The 24,261-nt window shown below is 70.8% G+C and carries 15 protein-coding genes; 9 read left to right on the forward strand and 6 right to left on the reverse strand.

Features of this window, described 5'->3' with window-relative positions; translation table 11 throughout:
* Positions 1 to 36: 36 nt before the first annotated feature.
* The 5 genes from ACWDMM_RS17625 to ACWDMM_RS17645 all read right to left on the reverse strand — a co-directional run bounded on the left by ACWDMM_RS17625 (position 37) and on the right by ACWDMM_RS17645 (position 8,512).
* Positions 37 to 1,299 (reverse strand): S1 family peptidase, encoded by a 1,263-nt coding sequence (locus tag ACWDMM_RS17625; protein WP_357208897.1) that lies wholly within the window; start codon positions 1,297 to 1,299, stop codon positions 37 to 39.
* Between the two features lie 174 nt (positions 1,300 to 1,473).
* The gene (locus ACWDMM_RS17630; protein WP_195080858.1) at positions 1,474 to 2,832 is read right to left on the reverse strand and encodes a S1 family peptidase; all 1,359 of its coding nucleotides are present in this window, start codon (positions 2,830 to 2,832) and stop codon (positions 1,474 to 1,476) included.
* 163 nt (positions 2,833 to 2,995) lie between these two features.
* Positions 2,996 to 4,102: a hypothetical protein gene (locus ACWDMM_RS17635; RefSeq protein ID WP_357110532.1), complete on the reverse strand. Its 1,107-nt coding sequence runs from the start codon at positions 4,100 to 4,102 to the stop codon at positions 2,996 to 2,998.
* A gap of 47 nt (positions 4,103 to 4,149) precedes the next feature.
* The gene (locus tag ACWDMM_RS17640; RefSeq protein ID WP_357110535.1) at positions 4,150 to 6,735 is read right to left on the reverse strand and encodes a LuxR C-terminal-related transcriptional regulator; all 2,586 of its coding nucleotides are present in this window, start codon (positions 6,733 to 6,735) and stop codon (positions 4,150 to 4,152) included.
* A complete protein-coding gene (locus tag ACWDMM_RS17645) occupies positions 6,728 to 8,512 on the reverse strand; it encodes an Hsp70 family protein (RefSeq protein WP_195080855.1) in 1,785 nt (594 codons plus the stop codon). The genes ACWDMM_RS17640 and ACWDMM_RS17645 overlap by 8 nt, the downstream gene beginning before the upstream one ends.
* A gap of 297 nt (positions 8,513 to 8,809) precedes the next feature.
* Here ACWDMM_RS17645 and ACWDMM_RS17650 point away from each other — a divergent pair, with 297 nt between their 5' ends.
* From ACWDMM_RS17650 to ACWDMM_RS17665, 4 genes are all read left to right on the forward strand, one after another.
* Positions 8,810 to 12,535 (forward strand): IniB N-terminal domain-containing protein, encoded by a 3,726-nt coding sequence (locus tag ACWDMM_RS17650; protein WP_449938395.1) that lies wholly within the window; start codon positions 8,810 to 8,812, stop codon positions 12,533 to 12,535.
* 37 nt (positions 12,536 to 12,572) lie between these two features.
* Positions 12,573 to 14,435, forward strand: a complete 1,863-nt coding sequence (locus ACWDMM_RS17655) for a dynamin family protein (protein WP_195080853.1) — start codon at positions 12,573 to 12,575, stop codon at positions 14,433 to 14,435.
* Positions 14,432 to 15,988, forward strand: a complete 1,557-nt coding sequence (locus ACWDMM_RS17660; protein ID WP_449938399.1) for a dynamin family protein — start codon at positions 14,432 to 14,434, stop codon at positions 15,986 to 15,988. Before ACWDMM_RS17655 ends, ACWDMM_RS17660 begins: the two co-directional genes overlap by 4 nt.
* Before the next feature lie 124 nt (positions 15,989 to 16,112).
* Positions 16,113 to 16,757 carry an HhH-GDP family DNA glycosylase gene (locus ACWDMM_RS17665; protein WP_195080851.1) on the forward strand — a complete coding sequence of 215 codons (645 nt, stop codon included), beginning with the start codon at positions 16,113 to 16,115 and terminating at the stop codon, positions 16,755 to 16,757.
* 6 nt (positions 16,758 to 16,763) lie between these two features.
* Here ACWDMM_RS17665 and ACWDMM_RS17670 read toward each other — a convergent pair whose 3' ends face one another.
* A complete protein-coding gene (locus ACWDMM_RS17670) occupies positions 16,764 to 17,927 on the reverse strand; it encodes a zinc-binding dehydrogenase (RefSeq protein ID WP_195080850.1) in 1,164 nt (387 codons plus the stop codon).
* Positions 17,928 to 18,306: 379 nt separating this feature from the next.
* Here ACWDMM_RS17670 and dnaK point away from each other — a divergent pair, with 379 nt between their 5' ends.
* The 5 genes from dnaK (at position 18,307) to ACWDMM_RS17695 (ending at position 24,118) form a co-directional block, all read left to right on the forward strand.
* On the forward strand, positions 18,307 to 20,154 hold the full coding sequence (dnaK, locus tag ACWDMM_RS17675; protein WP_195080849.1) for a molecular chaperone DnaK: 1,848 nt from the start codon (positions 18,307 to 18,309) through the stop codon (positions 20,152 to 20,154).
* Positions 20,151 to 20,810, forward strand: coding sequence for a nucleotide exchange factor GrpE (gene grpE, locus ACWDMM_RS17680; protein WP_195080848.1), 660 nt, complete (start codon positions 20,151 to 20,153; stop codon positions 20,808 to 20,810). The genes dnaK and grpE overlap by 4 nt, the downstream gene beginning before the upstream one ends.
* Before the next feature lie 24 nt (positions 20,811 to 20,834).
* On the forward strand, positions 20,835 to 21,998 hold the full coding sequence (dnaJ, locus tag ACWDMM_RS17685) for a molecular chaperone DnaJ (protein WP_195080847.1): 1,164 nt from the start codon (positions 20,835 to 20,837) through the stop codon (positions 21,996 to 21,998).
* On the forward strand, positions 21,998 to 22,417 hold the full coding sequence (locus ACWDMM_RS17690; protein ID WP_195080846.1) for a heat shock protein transcriptional repressor HspR: 420 nt from the start codon (positions 21,998 to 22,000) through the stop codon (positions 22,415 to 22,417). Before dnaJ ends, ACWDMM_RS17690 begins: the two co-directional genes overlap by 1 nt.
* A gap of 531 nt (positions 22,418 to 22,948) precedes the next feature.
* Positions 22,949 to 24,118: an FAD-binding oxidoreductase gene (locus ACWDMM_RS17695; RefSeq protein ID WP_195080845.1), complete on the forward strand. Its 1,170-nt coding sequence runs from the start codon at positions 22,949 to 22,951 to the stop codon at positions 24,116 to 24,118.
* Positions 24,119 to 24,261: the final 143 nt, after the last annotated feature.

Consider the following 24,261-nt stretch of genomic DNA (forward strand, 5'->3'; position numbering starts at 1 on the left):
CAGCTCGACGCTGCCGGCCTTCGCGTGTTCCCGCGGTCAGTTGGTGCGGATGCGCAGACCCGGGTTGTCCGAGAGCACCACGTGCACCGGCTGCGCGAACAGCTGCGGCACGTTACCGGTGAGCGCGCCGATCAGGTTCGGGATCTCGCAGATCGGGTAGTCGGCCACCGACGACGCGCTGGAGATGCCGAGCGCCAACCGGCCGGTCACGATCGGGCCGCCGCTGTCGCCGGGCAGCGCGCAGATGTTGGCCGAGAAGCTCTGGGTGAGCTCGCGGTCGCCGACCTGCACGGTCTGGTCGACGGCGTTGACGATGCCGCAACTGAAGCCGGTGCGGGCGCCGGACTTGCACACCGGAGCGCCGACCACCGGGGTGGCCACGCCTTCGACCGGGATCGGGGCCGCGCCGGGCGCGCGGACGCCGTTGTTGGCGAAGCGGTCCTTGGCCTGGTCGTTGACCCGGATGATCGAGTAGTCCTGCTCGCCGAGCACCGACTTCTGGAAGACGCCCAGCTGCGCGCCGAGGCGGTCGCCGTTCATCTCGTAGACGCCTGCGGCGTTGCCGCTGCCCGCGGACGGGATGTCCGGGTTGCAGTGGCCCGCGGTGATGTTCACCGTGTTGCCGTTGCGGTCGGTGCCGTTGAAGCCGAGCGAGCAGCGCAGCGAGCTGCGTCCGGCGACCGAGGCGTAGCCGTCGCCGCCCGCGAGCGCGCCACGCGCGTCGCCGGCGATGTCACCGGCCTGCAACGTGCCCTGCTCGCCGGCCACCGGCGGGGCCATCACGATGACGCGCGCCGGGTCGATGAAGTTCGGCATCGGCAGGCCCGCCTGATCCACGCGGACCGCGATCGCGTTGTTGACGGTGTCCACCACCGCGCCACGCACCATCGAACGCACCGCCTCCGGCTGGCCGTCCAGCCAGCGCTCGAACGCGCTCTTCTCGCCTCGCAGGGTCGCTTCGCTCTTGGCGACGTTGCGGACCTCGAAACCGGCCGACTCGGCGGCCTTCTTCGCCTCGTCCGCGCCGGGGCCCTGCGCCAGCGCCACGACCGCCTTGCCCGCGTCATCCAGCCAGGAGCCGCCGAACACGGCCGGGTACTGCCGCTGTGCGGTGGTGGCGAACGCGGCCACCTGCTGCGCCAGCTCCGCACGATGCAGGTACTCGTCGGGCGAGATCTTCAGATCGCGGGTCACCGCGGCGACCAGCTCGGCGGGCAGACCGGGAGCCTGGTCGGGTTGAGCCGTCGCCACTGCCGCGGTGGGCCCGAACAGCAGTATCGCCGCCGAGGCGGCGATCACTGTCTTTCGGATTACGGTCTGTCGCGCAGTCGAGCGGGGAGGTCCTATACGTGGCAGGAGCATGAGCAGACTATATGGGGTTCGACGCGGTATGCCTACTCATGTTGTGGTTCCCGACTCCCTCATAGCCCGCCGACCGGCGATATGTCGATCGACACACCACGCGGCGTGCGCTCAGCTCGCGTTCGGCCGGGTGCGCACGGTGATGCCGCTGCCGATTCCGCCGCCGGAAGAGGCGTCGATGTCGGCCAGGATCGCCCGGATCGGAATGCCCAGCGAGGCGGTGCCGCCGTACTGCGCCAGCGCGATGTTGGCCTCGTTGCAGTTCGGCGCGTCCGCCGCGTTCGAACCACTGGTGATGCCGAGCGCCAGCGTGCCGGACACGATGGCGCCGCCGCTGTCGCCGCCGAGCGTGCAGGCCGAGCTGGCGAACCCGCGCACGGTCTTGCTCTCGCCCTCGGCGGTGTAGAGCTGGGTCTCCACCCGGTCGGCCACGACGAAGCCACAGGTGAAGGTGGACGACTGACCGGACTTGCAGACCGGTGCTCCGGTGATCGGGTCGGCGGTGCCGGTGATCGCCAGCGTGGTGCCGTTGGCGCCGCGCACCGAGGGCTGGTCCATGCCCGCCCGCACCGCGCGCTCGTTCAGCTTGATCACCGAGTAGTCCAGCGCGGACTGGCCGCCCAGCGAGGCGCGCACGAAGGTGCCCAGTTCGGGGCTGGCCGGGATGTCCCGGACGTTCGGCAGGTAGACGCCGGCCTCCTGGTTGCCCTTGCCCAGGTTCGGATCGCAGTGGCCCGCACTGATGTTCAGCGCGTTGCCGGAGGCGTCGACGCTGTTGAACCCGAACGAGCACACGTCGACGGCGCGCAGGGAGGAGTCCTGGAGCGAACCGGGCGCGCTGATGTAGGTGTCACCGCCCATCGGCCTGCGTTCGACCGGGCCGCCGCTGTTCGGCGACAGGATGACCTTGATGTTGGCCAGGAGCGTCGGCAGGTTGAGCATGTGGCCCGCGGGGGTGTTGGCGACGCTGAGCACCAATTGGCTGTTCAAGAAGTCGATGGCCACGGAGTTGATCGCCTGCGAGATCTCGCGCGGCAGGCCGGTGATCCACTGGTTGAGCTGCACCAGCGAACTTTCCAGGCTGTCCGCCGACACGGGGGCGAGCCGGGTCTGGTAACCGTCGGCCGCGGCGATCTTGGCGGCATCCAGCGAGGTGACCGCCATGACGGGCTTGCCGTCGGTGCCGATCCAGGCGCCCGCGTAGGAATCCGGCCGCTCCGAACGGAACTCGCGCGCGTAGTCGCGCAGCTGCTGGGCGCGCGCGGCGCGGTCCAGGTACTCGGTGGGGGTCATCTTCAGATCGCGTGCGATGGCCTGCACGAGTTCCGGTGGGAGATTGTCCGCGGCGAGCTGCGCGGGGGCATCGGGAACCGCCGAGGCGGTGGTCGTGCCGAACAAGGGAGCCAGGAGAACGGTCGATGCGATGGCGACAGCTTTGACCGCGGCGCGACGCGCCACCAACTTGCGCATGAAGTCCCTTCGTCGGCACGCACGTGCCAGCTAAATCCGTGGCCACGGGCAGAATCCGTTGGCACACAGTCTTCGTCCAGCAACCGACCGGTGTGAGGGAATTCATCCGACAACCCGGTCAGCGCAACACTCTAAGCCACAAACCCGAGAAGGACGCTACTAATCACCGACTACCCGGTATTCCCATCCCGGGGATGGTGGGGATCTGCGGCAACTGCTGACCGAACGGGTTGGTCGACGGCGTGGTCCGCGTCGTCGAGGTGCGCGTGGTGGTGCTCGGCGTCGTCGTGGTCGGCGGCTGGGTGGTGGTGGGCGGCGTGGTGGTGGTCGGCTCCGGCGTCGTGGTCTCGGTGATCACCACCGGCGGCTCGGGCGGCTCGGTGGTCGTGGTGGTCGTGCTGGTCACGACCGGCGGCGGGGCGGGCACCACCGAGGTCGTCTCGGACTTGGCGTCGGGCAGCGGCGGCACCGGCGTCTCCCCGCCGTCGCGGAACAGCAGGGCCACCACGATGCCGCCGAGCACGAGGCCGATCACCGCCGCGCCCGCGATCAGCAGCGGCATGCGCTTCGAGCGCGGCGCGGGAACCATTGGCGGCGGCTGCTTCTCGAGCTGCTCAGATTCCGCGGCCACGAGCGTCTCGGCGACCGGGATGGCCGCCGAATACGCCTGCGGCGGCGCGTCGGCGGCGGGCACGGCGGGGATGACGATGGTGTCCACCGTCGAGTTCTCCGCGGTGGTCGGGTCCGGCGGGGTGGCCCCGGCCGGGGTGGCGAGCACGGCCGCCAGCGCCCCTCTGGCCGCGTCGTGGGCGAAGGACCTGCCGTCGGCTCCGGTCGCCGCGCTCGGCAGCTCACCCTCGCTGACCAGCAGCACCGAGCGCAGACCCAGGTAGTCCAGCGCGTCCCGCAGCGAACGCACCTGCTCGGCGGGCCAATCCGCCGGATGCGTCGCGTAGAACTCGGCGGCTCCGCTGAGATGTTCGGCGGCCAGGTTGATCAGGCAGAACAAGGCGGTCGCGACGAGGTCTTCGGCGCGGTAGGCCTCGCCGTCGTCGACCGGGATGCCCGCCGGGTCGCCGACGGCGGCCACGAAGCCGCTGATCGAGTGGGCATCGCCGGTGGGAGGGGGACCACCCAGTTCGGCGTCACCGTCGTCGGACATGTGCAGCACCGAGTCACGGACGATGTACCTCGGCTGCTCGTCACCGTCGGTGACGATGACCGCCGTGCACTCGTCGTCGGCGACGCGCAGGCCAACCCCAGTGGCCATCCTCACCTACCTCGCTTCGGCGTTCCCGCTGACGGAACCGCACCCGGTCACACCAGAAGCGAACCGTGTCCCATGGCGCGGAGCATCGACAATAACTCCGAACGGGAACGGGCACCGACCCGGCGTCGGATGCGCGCGACGTGGTGCTCGACCGTCTTCGCCGAAATGTACAGGCGCGCACCGATCTCGCGATAGGTGAGCCCGAGCAGAACCAGTTCCGCCACTTCGCGTTCCCGTTCGCTGAGGATCGCGGCTTGCGGCGGCACGGGCGGCGGCGGGGCGGCGCCGTTGTGCGCGGCCGGTGCCGCCGGACGAGTCTGCGGCTCCTGCGGGCGGGCCTCGGCGCGCACCGTGCGGGCCAGCTTGAGCAGCGCGGTGGCGGTCGCCGAGTCGGGCGTCGCGAGCGCCGCCTCGCTGGCCAGCCGGGCGGCGTCCCAGGTCATGCCGATCTCGGTGAGCGCGGCGACCGCCGCGTGCACCGGTGCGCTGACGACCTGACCGCGCAGCACCAGCACCCAGGTGCGGCCCGCGTCGGCCAGCACGGCGGCGTGCCGGTCGCCCGCCTCGGCCGCGGCCTTCAACGCGCGGGCGTGCGGCAGCAGCTCCTCGGGACTCTCGTGCGCGATCGCGGCCTGCACGCCGTACCAATGGAAGGCGTTGGACCACGCGGGCGGATCGTTCAGGCGGCGCAGCAGCGCGAGCGCGGCATCCACCAGGGGCGTGATCCGGCGTTCGTCGCGCATCCGGATGGCGGCCAGCCACAGTTCCCCGATCGGCAGCAGCGCGAGCAGATCGGCCTGCACGTCGTCGAACAGCGGATATGCCGCCTGCCATGCGCGAGCCAGCGCGGTGTGATCGCCGCTGCGCCGGGCGAGGCCGACCGCGACGCCGTGCGCCAGCAAGCGGTCGCGCATGTCCAGCCGGTCGTGGTCGAGCGCGGCGACGGTGGCGGCGGCGGCGCGCTCGTCGCCGCCGAGCATCGCCGTCCAGGCCGCGAGCACGTCGAGTTGATGGCAGCGCAGCCCGCTCGCGGTCGCCCGCCGCAGCGCGTCCTGGGCACGCCGGGGCTCGCCGGTGCCGAGGGAGAGCAGCGTGGCGATCGACGCCGCCGTGCACGGCAGGAAGCGGTCCACGCCCGCGTCCGCGTGTGCGGCCTGGACCAGCGCCGATACCGCCGCCGCGGTGTTGTTGCCCGGTTCGACGGTGTCCGCGAGCGCGGTCGCGATCAAGCGCGCGTGCGCGCCCGCTTCGGTGGGCGGCCACTTCGGCGCCGACGCGGACATCTCGTGCGCGCCCGCCACGTCGCCCGCCAGGCACAACACCGTGGCGCCGACCGCCCAGTCCGGGCCCACCCGGTGCCCGCCGAGCCACGTGTACAGCTGCGCCGCGCGCCCGACCAGCCCGCGGCGGGTGAGCACCGCCGCGCAGATCCGCACCGCCGTCGCCAGTTCCGCACCGGTGCTGCCCGAGCGCGCCAGCATCGGCTCGGCCAGCCGCATGGCGGTGTCGCCGTCACCGGTCCTCGCGGCCGCCTCGGCCCAGCGCAGCGCGATCAGATCCAGTTCGGCGCCCGCGGCGGCCGCGGCGGCGTAATAGCGAACCGCGTCGCGACCCGCCTGCTCGGCGGCGCCGACGAGGAAGTCGGCCAGCCGAGGATCGCGGACGCCGGACTCGGCCAGTTGCAGCGCGGTGCGGTCGCGCAGCAGGCCCGCCTCCAGCCGGGCGCCGAGCAGCCGGCGCTCGACCGCGACGAACCTGCGGTCGCCCAGCAGCGTGCGCAGTGGGGCGACGGCGGGTTCCAGCAGCAGGTCGGCATCGGTCACCAGGGCGCTGGCCCTGGCTCGGTCGATCAGTTCCTGCGCGACGGCCTGCTCGACGCCGAGCACCTCGGTGAGCTCGCTGGAGTCCAGGCCGGTGCCAGTGGTGGCGACCACCAGGGTCTCCAGCAGGTCGGGCTCCAGGTTCTCCAGCAGCCCGCGCGCCCACGTGGCGACGGCCGTGTCGACGGCGGCGATGCCCGCGTCCAGACGCGCCGAGCAGGCGGCCGTGAGCGCGGCGACCACGCCGCCGCGAATACCCGCGGTCTGCACATGGATGTGCTGCGCGACTTGGCGCGGCACCATCATGCCGAGTTCCCTGGCGAACGGTGCCATGTCCGCGACGCCGAGCGGGCGCAGGTCGACGACGCGACCGCGCCGGGAGACCGCGTCGGCGAGCATCCGCAGCCGCGGGTCGTGCGGGCGCGGCTGGGTGGCGATCACCATCGTGCGCGACCCGGATTCCACCGCGTTGCAGAGATATTCGAGATCGATCTGGCTCAGTGTGTGGGCGTTGTCGATGATCAGGGCCGGGCGGGCGGTGTCGGTCGTCACGCCTGCCGTGCCGCCCGGGTTCGGCGTGCGCGTCACCGGGTGGGCTCCGTTGCGCGCGTGCGCGTGCTGGAGCGCGGCGATGTCGTCCTGCAAGGGGACGCCGCGGGCGCGCAGCCGAGCGCGGATCTCCCCGAGCAGCGTCGACTTGCCGGTCTGGGACCGGCCGCGGATCAGGTAGACCACCGGTTGGTCGTCGGCGGAATCCAGGTCGCGGAAGAGGTCCCGGGCGCAGGGAAGGGTGTCGAAGGCGGTATCAGCCACCGGAGCCTCCCAGGATCTCTCCGGGAGCGCGTAGCACCGTGCCGAGGGTGTCGCCCAGCACGCCGGTCGGCAGGCTCGGTGCGCTCGGCACCGTGGGCCGTGGCTGCTGCTGGGTCGGCGCGGGCGGGTTGGTCGGCGCAGGTGCGGGCGCGGGGGCGGGGGAAGGCTGTTGGGGTTGCGGCTGCGGGGCGGATTGCTGCGCAGGGGCGTCCGCAGGCGCTGGGGCGGGTTGATCGGGATTCTGCTCGCTGTTCACCACGGCCACGGTGGTGCCCGCAGCCGCCGACGAAGGGGAACCGGCCTGCGTCGCTTCGGTGCCGGTCTTCGGTCGGCCGGTGGCGCTCGCCGAGTCCGTCGCGGCGACGCCGGACGGAGCGGAGGGGTCGACCGGCTGCGCTCCCGAGGTCGCGGCGACTTGGGCGGCGCCGGTGGTGGACCGCTCGGTCGAGGCGGGATTGTCCGGCCCGGATTGGATGCCGGTGCCGATCGCGAGCGTCCCGGTGGCCAGCAGGCCGATGGCGACCACGACACCGGCCACCACCGCCATGCGCGGTCGGCTGATCAGTGCGCGCCTGCGCGCCGGTGGCTCATCTGGCAGCGCCGCGAGTCCCGCCGAGGGAAGGGCGCGCGGCTGCGGCACGGTCTCTTCCTCGGCCACCGGAGCGACCAAGGGAAGCTGGTCGGTCTCGGCGGCGAGCAGATCGGCGGCCAGCAGCGCAGCCCCGCGCGCCGTGGTGTGCTCGGGGTCGGGAGCGGCCACGACGGGCAGTCCGAACTCGGAGGAGACGAGCTCGGCGACCAGCGGGACAGCGCCGCCTCCTCCGGTGAGCAGGACGCGGCCGACATCGCCGATGTCGAGCCCGGCCCGGTGCACCGCGTCGCGGATCAGGTCCATCGCGCTCAGCAGCGGTCCGCGCAGTAGATCTTCCAGTTCCCCGCGCACCAGCCGCACGGTGCTGCCGTGCGGATCCGCGGGGTCCAACCGCACCGGAACAACGGTCGCGGTATTTATGGAAAGCTCTTCTTTCGCTTTCCTGCAGCGTTCCCGCAAAGCCGATAATTCGCGTTCCACCATCGGATCGAACGGATCGAAATCGGCGGCGAGCACCGCGTTAGCCAGGACATAGCGCATGGTCAGTAGATCGAATTCCGCGCCGGCGACGTCGGTGCTGCGCAACGGCGTGCCGAGCAGGCTGGCGTGCTCACCGGTGCGTACCACCGAAACCGTCGAGCCCGAGGCGCCGAGATCCAGGACGATCACCGCGCCGTCGCCGGTCCTGCCGTGCGCGGCGTCGAGCCAGCGGATCGCGGCGGTCGGCTCCGGCACCAGCGTCACCTCGCCGAGCCCGGCCCGCTCGAGCGCGTCGCGCTGGATGTCGACGGTGTGCCGCGACCACCAGGCCGGGTGGCAGGCGACCGTCGCCTGGACGCCGCCGCGCCCGGTCTCGGCGGCGATCTCGTCGACCAGGCAGCCGATCGAGGTCGCTACCAGGTCGGGGGCGGAATAGGACGACCCGTCCTCGGCGAGGATGCCCACCGGGTCGCCGACCCTGGCGAGGAAGCCCTCCAGCAGAACGTCGCTGGAATGGCGGCCGGCGGAGCGAGCGCCCGCGCCGAGCGTGGGCGCCATGTCCGGCGAGAGTCGCAGCACGCTCGGATGCGAGCGTAGAAAGCCGCCGCCGGACGGGCCGAGGCCGTCGTCGCCATCCTCCGTAGCCGCCACGGCGACCGAATTCGACGCCCCGACAGTGATGCCGAGCGCCAGGCGCTGTGTCATTCGAGAACCCCGTTCGAGAAGCTGTCAGGTCCGGTGTCGCTGCTGTGTATCGAGCTGGTGCGCTGGGCGTTGTAGTTGCCGACGCAACCGTTCTGTCGGTTGCTGGCCATCCGCCGTTACTCCGTTAGGGGCACGTTTAGGGAATTTCCCCTAATTTCGCTCTTACCCCTATCGGGTGGCCACGGCCGGTAGTAGGGGTTCGCCCCGTTTCGGCGTAACGCGATGCGCTCCTAGCGTGATTTGCATTCCAACGACTGCGGATCAGCGAGGTCCGCCGGGACTCAGGAGAAGATTCTCATGACACCCAACGCGATTCTGGAGTTCATCCTCGGTCTGCTGCGGAACCAAGAAGCCGCGGTCGCGTACTGCGCCAACCCGACCCAGGCGCTGGCCGCCGCGGGCCTGAGCGCGGTGACCCCCGAGGACATCGCCCTCTGCGCCCCGATGGTCGCGGAGTCGGCGCTGGTCACCGGCGGCTCCCAGTTGCAGTCCATCGTGGCGGCGGGCGCGCAGACCGGCACGGCCGCCGCGATCGGCGCGGCGGGCACCGTTGGCGCGGCGGCGGTGGCGGATGCCGGAGTCGACCTGGGCGCCGATCTCGGCGTGGATCTGGGCGGCGGTGCGGGTGGCGGCCTCGATGTCGACCTCGGTGTCGGTACGGGCGTCGACGTCGGTGGCGGACTGAACACCGCGATCGACACCGGGCTGGAGATCGGCGCGGGTCTGGGCGCCGGGTTGGCCGCGGGCCTCGACACCGTGGTGAACGCGGGCGCCGACCTGTCCGCCGCCGTCGGCGGCCTGCTCGGCGCGGGCGCCCAGGTGATCAGCGGCATCGGCGCGGGCCTCGATCTGGACGCCGAAGGGGCGGGAGACATCGCCGCCGGACTGGGGACCGGCCTCTCCACCAGTATCGACGCGGCGATCGGCGCGGGTGCGGGCCTCGGCGCGGGCCTGGAAGGCGCGGCGGACGTGGCGGCGGGCTTGGGCGCTGGGCTGGAAGGCGCGGTGGACGCCGCGACCGGTCTGACCACGGGCCTGGAAGGCGCTCTGGGCGCCGGTGCGCAGGCGGGCGCAGATCTGGGCGCGGGCCTCGGCGGGGTGATCGACGCGACGACCGGTTTGACGACCGGGCTCGGCGCGGGTCTGGAAGGCGCGGCGGGCGCCGCGGGCGATCTGACCGCAGGCCTCGGCGGCGCTGTGCAGACGGGCGCTGACCTCGGGGCAGGTCTGGGCGCCGGTATCGGAGGTGCCGTCGACGCGACGACCGGCCTCGGCGCAGGCCTGGAAACCGCCATCGGTGGCGCGGCGGACATCACCACGGGTGTCGGCGCAGGTCTGGAGGGTGCTGTGCAGGGCGCCACGGACATCTCCGCGGGATTGAACGCGGGGCTGGAAGGTGGTCTCGGCGCGGCGACCGACGTGACCTCGGGCCTCGGCGCGGGTCTCGAGGGCGCTGTGGACGCGACGACCGGCCTCGGAGCGGGTCTGGATAGCACGGTCGGTGGCGCGGTGGACCTCACCACCGGTATCGGCGCGGGCCTCGAAACCGGCCTCGGCGCGGCCACCGATGTGACCGCGGGGCTCGGCACCGGTGTCGGCGCTGGACTGGAAGGCGTTGTGGACGCGACGACGGGACTCGGTGCCGGTCTGAACGCCGCGACTGATGTCACCACGGGTCTCGGTGCGGGTCTGGGCGGGGCCGCGGGTGCGGCCACTGATCTGACCGCAGGTCTCGGCGCGGGCCTGGAGGGTGCTGCCGACGCGTCGACCGGCCTCGGCGCGGGTCTCGGCGGAGCTGTCGATGCGGCGGGCGGCCTTGCTACAGGCGTGGATGCGGCGCTGGGAGCTGGTGCCCAGGTAGGTGGCGGTCTGGAAGGCGCCATCGATGCGACGACCGGGCTCGGTGCCGGTTTGGGTGGTGCCGCTGATGTCGGCGCGGGTGTCGGAGGCGCCGCCGCGGGTGGCCTGGCCACGGGTTTGGATGCGGCGCTGGGGGCTGGCGCTGGTCTGGAAGGCGCCGTCGACGCGACGACCGGCCTCGGCGCGAACTTGGGTGGTGCGGCTGACGTCGGCACAGGCCTGGGTGCGGGACTCGGTGGAGCCGCGGGTGCGGCGACCGATCTCACGGCGGGTATCGACAGCGCGATTGGCGGGGTGGCGAACCTCGGCACCGGTGTGGGTACGGGACTCGAAGGGGCCGTCGACGCGACAACCGATCTCGGCGCGGGCATCACGGGTGCTGTCGATGCCGGTCTCGGTGCGGGTCTAGACGGCGCGGCTGATGTCACCACGGGCCTCGGTGCGGGCCTCGGAGGAGCCGTGGACGCGACAACCGGCCTGAACGCAAACCTGGGAGGGGTTGTGGATAGTTCCGCCGGTGTCGATGCGGGGCTGGGCGGCGCCGCGAATTCGGCGACGGGTATCGGTGCCGGTGTGCAGGCTGGGCTGGAGGGCGCGGTTGATGCGTCGACCGGTTTGGGGTCGAATGTTGGTGGGGCTGTGGATGGTTCGGCCGGTGCTGCGATCGACTTGACCGCTGGTCTCGGTGCGAATCTCGGTGGCGCTGCGGATGCGGCCGCGGGCGTTGGCACCGGTGTGCAGGCTGGGCTCGGGGGTGCGGTTGATGCGTCGACCGGTCTGGGGACGAGCCTGGGAGGGGTTGTGGATGGTTCTGCGGGTGCCGCGACGGACTTGGCCGCCGGTCTTGGTGCGGGGCTCGGCGGCGCTGCGGGTGCGGCGGGTGACCTCGGCGCCGGAGCGGATCTGGAAGGTGCGCTGAACGGCGCCGGTGAGGTGACCACCGGTCTGGACGCGGCGCTGGGAGGCGGCGCGCAGGCGGGTGCCGGTCTCGGCGCTGGAGCGTCCACCGGATTGCACGGGGCGGCCGACGCGGGTGCGCAGATCGGGTCCGGTCTGGAGGCAGGCCTTGGCGGCGCGCTCGATGCCGGCGGGCAGGCGGCCACCGGGCTCACCGGCGGCATCGGTTCCGCGGCCCAGGGTTCCGGTAACGCGGCCGCGGGGCTCGGAGGCAACTTCTCCTCCGCCGTCGGCGGTGCCGGAAACCTCGGAACACAGGCGACGGCGGGTCTGGAGACCGGGCTCGCGACGGGTCTCGGCGCGGCCGTGAACACCGGCGCGGAACTCGGCGGTGGACTGGACAGCTCGCTGCACACCGGTGGGCAGGTCGGCGGGGGCTTGCAGAGCGGGCTCGGTGGCGCGTTCGATGCGGGGCCGCACGGTGCCAGCGGCCTGGAAACGGGCCTGTCCACCGGCGTGGGCGGCGCGGTACAGGCCGGTACGGGCCTCGGAACCGGGCTGACCGGCGCCATCGGCGCCATCGATGCCGGCGCTCAGGCGGGTTCGGGCCTCTCGGCCGGGCTCGCTTCGGGCCTGTCGACTGGACTGGGCGCGGGTGCGGAAGCCGGTGCAGGACTTGCCGCCGGAATTCAAGGCGCGGCCGGTTCGGGTCTGGAGACCGGACTCGGCGCTGCGGGCAACGTGGGTGCTGGTCTGTCGAGTGGTCTCGATGGCGCATCGAGTGCGGGAGCGCATCTCGGTTCGGGCTTGGAGACTGGACTCGGCGCTGCGGGTAACGCGGGCGCGGGTCTGTCGAGTGGCCTCGAAGGAGCCTCGAGCGCGGGAGCGCACTTCGGTTCGAGTTTGGACGGCGGCGTCGGCTCGCACGCGAGCTCTGGCCTGTCCTCGGGTCTCGACGCCACGGGCGGACTCGGCGGTGCGGCGCACTCGAGCGTGAGCGGCGCGGCGGACGCGGGCGCCGGGCTGGCTGGCTCGGCCGGCGGCGCGGCGCACGGTGCGGTGGACACCGGCGCCGGTCTCGGCGGCAGCGTCGGCTCGACCGCGCACACCTGGTCCTCGCTGGACGTGTCGAGCGCTTTCGGTTCCGGCCTGGACAGCTCCGCCAGCGGCCAGGCCGACGCGGGCCTGTTCGGCGAGAGCCACGCGGGCACGGAGTTCAGCGGTTCGGCGGGCGCCGAGCTGGGTGGCGATACATTCCTGCACTGACAGTTGCCCGGTAATACGGAAAGAGGTCCATACCGCGATGGGGACACCCGCGCCGAACGCCACTCCACCGGCGGTACCGCTGCTGTCGGTACTCGGTGAAACCATCGCGGCGGCCCGCGCCGCCGGCCGCAACGATCTGGTCGGCCGCCTGGAAGTGGCGGCCGACCGGGTCCGCGACCCGCGGCGGCGCATCGTCGTCGCCGGGCAGCTCGACCAGGGCAAGAGCCGTTTCGTCAACGCGCTGCTGAACCTGGACATCTGCCCGGTCGGCGACGACGCGACCACGGCGGTCCCGATGCTGCTCGCGCACGGTCCCGAGCCGCGCGCGGAGCTGGTGCTCGCGGCGCACGGCGACTCCAGCGGCGCGGAGACCAGGGTGGCGGTGCCGATCGCGGAGATCGGCGCGATCGACCAGCGCGCCCCGATCGCGCAGGGGCGGCGGATCGTGCGCCTCGAGGTGCAGATCCCCAACGCGCTGCTGGCCGATGGCATCGTGCTGATCGACACCCCGGGCGTCGGCGGCCACGGCAATGCCCACGCGGCAGGCGTGCTCGGATTGGTGCCCGCCGCGGACGCGGTGCTGGTGCTCTCGGACGCCTCGACCGAACTCACCGAACCCGAGCTGGCGTTCCTGCGGCAGGTGCGGGAACTGTGCCCGACGGTGGCGCTGCTGCTCACCAAGACCGACTTGTACCCGCACTGGCGTCAGGTGCACGAAGCCGATCTCGGCCATCTCGCGCGCGCCCGCCTGGACGTGCCGATGATCCCGGTGTCGTCGCTGCTGCGCAGTCACGCCATGCGGTTGCAGGACCCGCAGTTGGGTGTCGAATCCGGCTTCGGCGTGCTGTACACCTTCCTGCGCGACCAGGTGGTCGCGCGCGATCAGCTGGCCACTCGCACCGCCGTCGCCCGCGACATCCGGTCCGCCGCCGAGCATCTCGCGCTGGCTCTCGGCAGTGAATTGGTCGCGGTCCGCGATCCGGCGCAGGGCGCGGCGGCGGTACGCGAGCTGCAATCCGCCCGTTCCGCGGCGGAGGAACTGCACCGCAGGACCGCCGCCTGGCAGCAGACGCTCGCCGACGGCATCACCGACCTGGCCGGGGACGTCGACCACGATCTGCGCGACCGCCTGCGCAATCTCGCGCGCACCACCGAGGAATGGATCGACGAGCACGATCCAGGCCGGCACTGGGACCGCATCGCCGAACACCTCACCGGCACCGTCGACACCGCGCTCGGCGACAACCTGCTGTGGACCCACGCGCGCGCGATCCAGCTCGCCGAGCGCGTCGCCGAGCACTTCGCCGAACTGGGCGCCGTCGACCTGCCGGACGTGCGCCCCGGCGCCGGCGCCGACACCGGCCGCGCCGTCACCGGCACGCTCGCCGATCTCGAGCCGGACATCGGTTTCGGCAGCAAGCTGCTCGTCGGCATGCGCGGCTCCTACGGCGGCGTGCTCATGGTCGGGCTCGCCAGCACCTTCGCCGGCCTCGCGATGCTCAACCCGATCTCGATCGGCGCGGGATTGATCGTGGGCGGCAAGGCGTTCCGCGACGACAAGCAGGCCAGGCTGGCCAAGCGGCGCAACGAAGCGAAGGCGGCGGTGCGCCGTTTCGTCGACGATGTGGCGTTCCAGGCGGGCAAGGAGTCGAAGGATCGGCTGCACCGGATCCACCGCGCCCTGCGCGACCACTACGCCGGCGTCGCCGAACGCAGTCTGCGCTCGATCGACGAGTCGCTGCGGGCCGCGCAGGAGGCGGCGAACATGGTGGCCACCCGCCGCGCCGAACGCGGTGCGCAGCTGGAACAGCAGCTGCGCGTGGTCGCCGAACTGCGCCGCTACGCCGATGCCATGCAGACCGCACTACCGATGGGACCCGCCGGTACGGTAACCCCGTGAGACGTGATGGTGACGCGGTGCCGGGAATCGTCGCCGAGGCGCATCGGCTGGTCGGGGCGGCGCAGGCAGCGCTCGCGGGGGAGCCGCGGCCGCGCGCCCTGCTGGCCGACTGCGCCCGCAGATTGGATCAGCCGCTGCGGGTCGCGCTCGCCGGTTCGATCAAGGCGGGCAAATCCACCCTGCTGAATTCGCTTGTCGGACAGGACATCGCTCCCACCGACGCGACCGAGTGCACCAGGGTGGTCACCTGGTACCGGTACGGTTCCACGCCGAGCGTGACCGCCTACGCCCCCGACGGCGCCCGCGCGCACGTAGTGGTCCGCCGCGGCAGCGGGACGCACGGGCTGACCTTCGACCTGGACCGACTGAACTGGAACGCCCCGGCCCCGCGCGAGGTCGACCATCTCGAAGTCGAGTGGCCCGCCGCGACGCTCGCGCACACCACCATCATCGACACTCCCGGCACCTCGTCGCTGTCGCGCGAGGTCTCGCGGCGCACCGCGCGTCTGCTGACCCCCGGCGCGGACGAGGAGCGGTCCGAGCAGAGCATCGCCATTCCGGGCGCCGACGCGGTGGTCTATCTGCTGCGCCGGTTGGACGCGACGGACGTGCAGTTCCTCGAGCGCGTCGGCGCGGGCACTGCCGCCGCCGCCAACGGCGGACCGGGCGCGCCGGGTCCGCTGGGCATTGTCGGGGTGGTCTCGCGGGCCGACGAGATCGGCGCCGGCCGCATCGACGCGCTGCACTCGGCGCGTGAGGTCGCCGCGCGTTTCGCCGGGGAATTGGAACGGACGGGCTTGTGCCAGGCCGTGATCCCGGTCGCCGGGCTGCTCGCGTTCGCCGCGGCGACGCTGCGTCAGCAGGAGTTCGCGGCTTTCGAGGCGCTGGCGCGGGTCCCGGTCGACGACCTGAGCGCCGCGTTGCTCTCGGCGGACCGTTTCGCGCGCGCCGACGTGCCGCTTCCGGTCCCGCCGGAGCTGCGCGCCCAGCTCGCCGAGCGGTTCGGGTTGTTCGGCATCCGTATGGCGGTCACGCTGATTCGGCTCGGCGTGCGCGACTCGGCCACCCTTGCCGCCGAATTGACCAGTCGCAGCGGCGTGGACGAACTGCGCTCGGTGCTGGACGTGCAGTTCGGTCAGCGCGCCGATCAGCTCAAGGCGCACTCCGCGCTGACCGCGCTGGCCCGGGTGCTGACCGCCTACCGAGGCACCCAGGCCGATCGCCTGCTGCCCAGGGTGCGCACCTTGCTCGCGGACGTACACGGTTTCGCCGAGCTGCGCCTGCTCGGCCGCCTGCGCACCGACGAACTGGCGCTGCCCGCCGACGATCTCGCCGAACTGCACCGCCTCATCGGCGGCTCCGGGATCGCACCGCATCTGCGCCTGGGTCTCCCCGCCGACGCGCCGCTGCCGGCGCAGCGCGCCCAGGCGATGGCCGCGGTGCGGAAATGGCGCGCGCGGGCGCGTCACCCGCTCGCCGACCAATTCACCGCCACGGCGTGCCTGACCGCCGCTCGCAGCGCGGAAGGCACGCTGAGCGTGCTGCCGGAATGATCGGCCGGTGAATACCGCCTCCGAAGCGCCGTGACCTGCGGCGACGGGCGTATTCCCCGCTGACCGCCGCCGGTGTAGTCGCCGTGGGGCCGGGTATGCGCCCTGGTAGCGAGAGGAGGTAACGATGAGCCAAGAGGACGTCGTACACGAATTGCTCGTCCGTGCGGGCACGGGATATGCCGAGGAAGCGGGCATCACCCTCGACGACAAACCGGCCGCACTTTTCCAGTTGCTCATGCTTTCCCAGCTGCTCAGCGCCCGTATCTCCGCGGAGATCGCGATCGGGGCCACGCGAGAACTGATCAGCAGCGGCTACCGGACGCCGCACCGGGTCGCGGACGCGCAGTGGCAGGAGTTGGTCGACGCGCTGGGGCGAGGGAACTACCGCCGCTACGACGAGAGCACCGCGACGCGACTGCACCACAATGCGTTGCGCCTGCTCGATCGCTACCACGGTGACCTGCGGGAACTGGCGAAGAAAGCGGACAACGACCCGCAGCGCGCCGCGGAACTGCTGCAAGAGTTCGACGGGATCGGTCCGACCGGAGCCCATATCTTCCTGCGCGAGATCCAGGACATCTGGACCTGGGTCCGGCCGCACTTCGACGAACGCGCTCTGCGCGGCGCCAAGCGCGTCCAGTTGCCGGAGGATCCCGACCGGCTGGCGCGGCTGGCGCCGGATCACCACACCGCCGAACTCGCCGCCGCGCTGGTGCGGGTGACGCTGGACGAGAAGATCGCCGACGAGGTCTTGGCCGCCGCGCCCTGATCGAGCTCAGGCGGTGGCGGCGCCCGCTGCGCGCGGGTCGATCAGGATCTTCGCGTGCCGCTGCGGGTTGCCGAGCGCGGCGAAGGCGTCCGCGACGCCGTCCAGCCCGACGGTCCCGGTGATCAGCGGGCTCGGGTCGACCTTTCCCTCGGCGAGCATGTGCAGGGTGTCGCGGAACTCGCCGGGGTCGTAGCCGAGCACGAACCGCAGTTCGATCTCCTTGTTGATCGCCATGGCGGGATGGAAGCGGTCGGTCTCCATGCAGACCCCGACCACGACAACGCGTGACAGCGGAGGCGCGGCGGCGAGGATCTGATCGATGATCCCGGGTACGCCCACGCATTCGAAGACGACCGGACCGGCGGGTCCCGCGTTCACCGTGTGAGCGAGGCGGAAGACGTACCACCACGGCAGATTCGGCACCCGCCGCAAGCGTTCCATGGTGTCGAACCCGAGTCCGAGGATGTCGGTGACGCCGTTGATCCGTCCCTTCTTCGGTGCGGCCGTCCAGGGTGACTCGGTCGCCGGATCCACCACGACGTCGGCGCCGCACGCCGTGGCCAGTTCCCGTCGGCGCGGGGAGAAGTCGCTGGCCACCACGGTGCGCACGCCCGCGGCCTTCAGCATGCTGATCACCGCGAGGCCGATCGGCCCGCAACCGATGACGAAGGCGGTCTGCCCCTTGCCGACCCGGCCCCTGCGCACGGCGTGCCAGGCCACCGCCATCGGCTCGGTCAACGCGGCGTGCTCGGCGGACAACCCGTTGGGCACCGGCATGGTCATCGATTCCTGGACCACCACCTGTTCGGCGTAACCGCCGGGCGCCGCGGTCGACAGTCCGACCAGGTGGGGTTGCCCGCCGTGCCGGACGATCGGCAGGGCCACCACCGGCGTTCCCGTCTTCCACCGCTTCCGGCACTCCGGCCCGTAGTCGACCACGGTGCCGCTGAATTCGTGGCCAAGCACCACGCTCTGATCCGAACGCATGAAGTGGTCGTAGCCCGTGGCCACGGCCAGGTCGGCCAGTTCGTCGGCATGGGTGCGGGCATGCAGGTCGGAGCCGCAGATACCGCAGCGCGCCACGTCGATCAGCAGTTGCCCCGGACCGGGCCGTGGCGTCGGCACCTCCGTGACCTCGAATTCGGCGGCGGTGACGACGGCGGCCCTCATGGCGACTCCTCGGATCGACGGCGCACGGATGGGGTGCCCCGCCGTCACCCTACTGCGGCCACGATCCCGGCCGCACTCGCTCAGGGGGCCGTCCAGCGCCCTCGATTTATGACGCAGATCACAGCTACGTGCCGCCTCCGGGGAATTAAACGCGCGACTCGCCCGTTGAGCTATTCGACAAGATTGAGCGTGCAGGACTCAAGTTTCGGTTGACTCCGAGACTCCTGCGGGGCAGGATTGAGCCGACCACGCTCAGTGTTGCTGGGGCCGTGCTCCGTGAGGTGCTAGGGGCGAGGTCTCGCGGCGTCCTTCGCGGCGTCACAGGGCGGTTTTCGCCCGGCACCGACACACATTGGTACGTCAATTAGGAGGAACCACCATGGCTCGTGCGGTCGGAATCGACCTCGGGACCACGAACTCGGTCGTCGCCGTTCTCGAAGGCGGCGAGCCGGTCGTCGTCGCCAACTCGGAAGGATCGCGCACCACCCCGTCGATCGTCGCGTTCGCGAAGAACGGCGAGGTACTGGTCGGCCAGCCGGCCAAGAACCAGGCTGTCACCAACGTCGACCGCACCATTCGCTCCGTCAAGCGGCACATCGGCACCGACTGGACCGTCGAGATCGATGGCAAGAAGTACACGCCGCAGGAGATCAGCGCCCGCACGCTGATGAAGCTGAAGCGCGACGCGGAGGCCTACCTCGGTGAGGAGATCACCGACGCGGTCATCACCGTGCCCGCCTACTTCGAGGACGCCCAGCGGCAGGCCACGAAGGAAGCAGGCCAGATCGCGGGCCTGAACGTCCTGCGCATCGTCAACGAGCCCACCGCGGCGGCGCTGGCCTACGGCCTGGACAAGGGCGACAAGGAACAGACCATTCTGGTCTTCGACCTCGGTGGCGGCACCTTCGACGTCTCGCTGCTGGAAATCGGCGAGGGCGTCGTCGAGGTCCGCGCCACCTCCGGCGACAACCACCTCGGTGGCGACGACTGGGACGAGCGGGTCGTGCAGTGGCTGGTCGACAAGTTCAAGGCCAGCTCGGGCATCGACCTGACCAAGGACAAGATGGCCATGCAGCGGCTGCGTGAGGCCGCCGAGAAGGCCAAGATCGAGCTGAGCTCCTCGCAGAGCACCTCGATCAACCTGCCCTACATCACCGTCGACGCGGACAAGAACCCGCTGTTCCTCGACGAGCAGCTGACCCGCGCCGAGTTCCAGAAGATCACCTCGGACCTGCTCGACCGCACCCGCGCGCCGTTCCAGTCCGTGATCAAGGACGCGGGCATCAAGGTGTCCGACATCGACCACGTGGTGCTCGTCGGCGGCTCCACCCGTATGCCCGCCGTCTCCGATCTGGTCAAGGAACTGACCGGCGGCAAGGAGCCCAACAAGGGCGTGAACCCGGACGAGGTCGTCGCCGTCGGCGCCGCCCTTCAGGCCGGTGTGCTCAAGGGTGAGGTCAAGGACGTCCTGCTGCTCGACGTGACCCCGCTGTCGCTGGGCATCGAGACCAAGGGCGGCGTGATGACCAAGCTCATCGAGCGCAACACGACCATTCCGACCAAGCGCTCGGAGACCTTCACCACGGCCGACGACAACCAGCCGTCGGTGCAGATCCAGGTGTTCCAGGGTGAGCGCGAGATCGCCTCGCACAACAAGCTGCTCGGCTCCTTCGAGCTGACCGGCATCCCGCCGGCCCCGCGCGGCGTGCCGCAGATCGAGGTCACCTTCGACATCGACGCCAACGGCATCGTGCACGTCACCGCGAAGGACAAGGGCACCGGCAAGGAGAACACGATCAAGATCCAGGACGGCTCCGGCCTGTCCAAGGAGGAGATCGACCGGATGATCAAGGACGCCGAGGCGCACGCGGCCGAGGACAAGGCGCGTCGCGAGGAGGCGGAGACCCGCAACCAGGCCGAGTCGCTGGTCCACCAGACCGAGAAGTTCATCAAGGAGAACGAGGACAAGGTCCCCGCGGACGTCAAGACCAAGGTCGAGGCGGCCATCGCCGAGGCGAACGAGGCGCTGAAGGGCACCGACATCGCCGCGGTCAAGGCGGCGGTGGAGAAGCTGGCGACCGAGTCGCAGGCGCTCGGCCAGGCCATCTACGAGGCCTCCGCGGCGGACGCCGCCGCGCAGGGCAACGGCGCGTCCAGCGCCGCGTCGGATGACCAGGTCGTGGACGCCGAGGTCGTGGACGAGCCGGTCGACACGGAGAAGAAGTGACCGAGGCCAACTCCGAGAAGGAGCCGATCACCTTCGTCGACAACCGGAAGATCGATCCGGAGACCGGTGACGTCCGGCAGCAGGCCGCGGACAACGGCGCCGCGGCCGCGCAGGCCCCGCAGGCGGACGAGGGCGTGGAAACCGGCAACGGCGACGCCCTCGCCGACACCATCAGCGGCGAGCTCGCCGAGCGCACCGCCGACCTGCAGCGGCTGACCGCGGAGTACGCCAACTACCGGCGGCGGGTCGAGCGCGACCGCAAGGCCGCGATCGATGCCGCCAAGGCGTCGGTGGTCACCGAGCTGCTCGGCGTGCTCGACGATCTCGACCGCGCGCGGGCGCACGGTGACCTGGAGGCGGGCCCGCTGAAGTCGGTGGCCGACAAGCTGTCGGCCGCGCTGCTCAAGCAGGGTCTCGAGGAGTTCGGTTCGGAGGGCGAGCCTTTCGACCCGACCCTGCACGAGGCCGTGCAGCACGAGGGCTCCGGCCACGACCCGGTGATCGGCATTGTGATGCGCAAGGGCTATCGCTTCGGCGATAGGGTGCTTCGGCACGCGCTCGTCGGGGTAACCGACGGCGTGGCCGATGTGAAGGAAAACGCTGTTCCACCGACTGAAGAGGCATCGGATGTTGATGCCGGCGCGAACGAACAATAAGGACGCGAGAGGAGGAGATGCTCGGTGAGCCAACGGGAGTGGATCGAAAAGGACTTCTACAAGGAGCTGGGTGTTTCCTCCGGCGCCTCGCAGGACGAGATCAAGAAGGCCTATCGCAAGCTCGCCCGCGACTTGCACCCGGACGCCAACCCCGGTGACACCAAAGCCGAGGAGCGGTTCAAGGCCGTCAGCGAGGCGCACGCCGTCCTGTCGGATCCGGCCAAGCGCAAGGAGTACGACGACACCCGCAAGCTCTTCGCGGGTGGCGGCTACGGTCGCGGTGGGTTCGGGTCCGGCGCGGGCGGCGGCTTCTCGCAGGAGTTCAACCTCGGGGACCTCTTCGGCGGCGCCGCGGGTGCCGCCGAAGGTGGCCTCGGCGACCTGCTCGGCGGTCTGTTCAACCGGGGCGGCGGCACGCGGACCTCGAGCCGCCCCCGCCGCGGCGCCGACGTGGAGACCGAGACCACGCTCGGTTTCCGGGAGGCGGCTCAGGGCGTCACGGTTCCGCTGCGGATGACCAGCCCGTCGCCGTGCACCACGTGTCACGGCAGCGGAGCCAAACCGGGCACGAGTCCGCGAGTGTGCCCGATCTGCAACGGGACCGGCATCGTCAGCCGCAACCAGGGCGCGTTCGGCTTCAGCGAGCCGTGCGACGAGTGCCGTGGCAGCGGGTCGATCATCGACGACCCGTGCCTCGACTGCCAGGGCAGCGGCATCCAGAACCGCACGCGCACCATCACGGTGCGGATTCCGCCCGGAGTCGGTGACGGGCAACGCATCCGGCTGGCCGGTCAGGGCGAGGCGGGGCTGCGCGGGGCGCCTTCGGGCGACCTGTATGTCACCGTGCACGTCAGCCAGGACAAGGTCTTCGGCCGCAACGGCGACGACCTGACCCTGGTGCTTCCGGTCAGTTACAGTGAATTGGTCCTCGGCACCACGGTTTCGGTGCCCACGCTGGACGGGCGGGTCGGCGTCAAGGTGCCTCCGGGCACCGCGGACGGCCGTACCCTGCGGGTACGCGGCCGCGGCGTGCCCAAGCGCGGTGGTGGCGCGGGCGATCTGCTGGTCACGGTGAAGGTCGCCGTGCCGCAGAAGCTGGACGACAACGCCATCGAGGCGCTGAAGCGCTATCAGGAGGCGGAGCGAGCGGGCGGCTTCGATCCACGTGCGGGATGGGCAGGTGCGTGATGTCCTCGGAACCGAAGAACGCGTCCGGCGGGTCGCGGGCCGAGTTCTTCATGATCTCGGTGGCGGCCCAGCTGGCCGGCATGCACGCGCAGACGCTGCGCACGTATGACCGTCTGGGACTGGTCACGCCGCAACGTACTTCGGGCGGTGGTCGGCGCTACTCGGCCCGGGACGTGGAGCTGCTGCGCGAGGTACAGCGGCTGTCCCAGGACGAGGGCGTCAACCTGGCGGGCATCAAGCGCATCATCGAACTGACCAATCAGGTGGAGGAGCTGCGCCGGCAGGTCGCGGAACTGTCGGCCGAGCTGGAGCGGACGCGGGCGGCCTACCGCCCGGATCTCGTTCCGCAGCAGCGCAGTACCGCGCTGGTCGTCTGGCAGCCGCGGCACCGTCGCGAAGACGGCCAGCGCAGACGATAACCGAAACGACGACGGCCCCGGCCTCGGTCGCACTTCGCGATCCGGCGCCGGGGCCTTCGTCGTTCGCGCCCGGTGTGTCACAGATTTGCTGAGAATAAACCAGAACATGTTCGACAGAATCGGCTAGACACAGGTCATTTCGTTGTCGAATCAACTGGGAATTTCTACCATAGACTCGCTTACGCAACCGTATCGGTTTGCCCGATTCGATCCATCTGCGCCAGTTGTGGTGTTGCCCCGAAGTCGCTAGAACAGACCAGTCGGGACGTAATTTCCTAAGTGTCCCTTGTCGATCCGGGGTGTGGAAGACCAATTACCTGTGGAATCTACGGCCTCTCAGTCGGTTTCTCTGGCGTGTCTCCCGGAATATCCTCGTTTCGACGAAATTCCGAGCGGGATGTTCCTTCGAAAGATTCCGTTGCTGGCAAACCTCGCCTACACTCCTTTCCATCGGCTGCTGTCGAGTGGCCCCGCAGCACCTCACTCGCCGGCATGGTTCGTGAACGAGTGCGAAATGGGGTTGTGATACCGATGGATTCACGCGCTGTCGCTTTGATCAGAACTACTTTCAAGGCGGTTGCTGCGGAGGATGGGGGGCCGGAGAAACTGGCGAGATCGTTCTACGCGATCTTGTTCACCGACTACCCGCACGTCCGCGATTTCTTTCCCGCCGCGATGGACCTCCAGCGCGACCGGCTGGTCAAGGCGATCTCCTACGCGCTGGACCGGTTGGAAGAGCCCGACAAGCTGCTGCCCTTCCTGTCCCAGCTCGGCAGGGACCACCGCAAGTACGGTGTGCAGCCCGCGCACTATGCCGCCGTCTCCACGGCGCTGAAGACCGCCGTGAAGGTGTTCGCCGGCACCGAGATGTGGACCGACGAGGTGGACCGGGCCTGGGACGAGGGCCTGAAGATCATCTCCGACACCATGATCGGCGCCGCGGAGAAGGAGACTACGCCGTCGGCGTGGACCGGAACGGTGATCGAACGCCGCGAGGTGCTGCGCAACCTGGTCGTCGTCCGGCTGCAACTGGATCAGCCGATGCGCTACGCCGCGGGCCAGTACCTGAGCGTGCAGATCCCGTCACGGCCGCGCATGTGGCGCTACCTCTCGCCCGCCGTGCCCGCGAATGCCAACGGCGAGATCGAATTCCACGTCCGCAGCGTGCTGGGCGGCTGGGTCAGCTCCGCCATCGTCGGCCAGACCGCCGTCGGCGACCAGTGGCTGCTCGGCTCACCGCTGGGCGGCTTGGGCGTTCCGCGCAACGCCAAACGCAAGATGCTGATGGTCGGCTGCGGCACCGGCATCGCGCCGCTGCGTGCGCAGCTGATGGCGATGGCGATGCGGCGGACCAATCCGAAGGTGCACCTGTTCGTCGGCGGCCACCACCCGTGCGACCTCTACGACCTGGAAACCTTGAGCAAGCTGGCCATGGCCAACCGCTGGCTCACGGTCACGCCGGTGAGCGAACACGACGAGAACCCCTGGTGGTACGCCGAACCGGAGGAACCGCGCACCACATGGCCCGGCGTGGAACCACGGGTCACCGGCCAGATCGGCAAGGTGGTCGCCAGTTACGGCGCCTGGTCCGACCGTGACGTGCAGATCGTCGGTTCACCGTCGATGGTGCAGACCACCAAGTTCCGCCTCATGGCAGCGGGCACGCTCGCGAAGAACATCCGCCACGATCCGCTCTATTAGTCCAGCGCCTGCTGTGTTCGATTTGCAGCGCCTGCGGCGCTGCGTGTTCGCGGCCCTCTTGTGGCTCGCGTTTACGCGACCGCCGCTTGCTCCAAAGTGGCGGGGGCGGCGGCCCCCGGAAAACGCCCCCCGCCCCGCCCCGC

The sequence above is a fragment of the Nocardia sp. NPDC003726 genome (genome assembly GCF_053586955.1).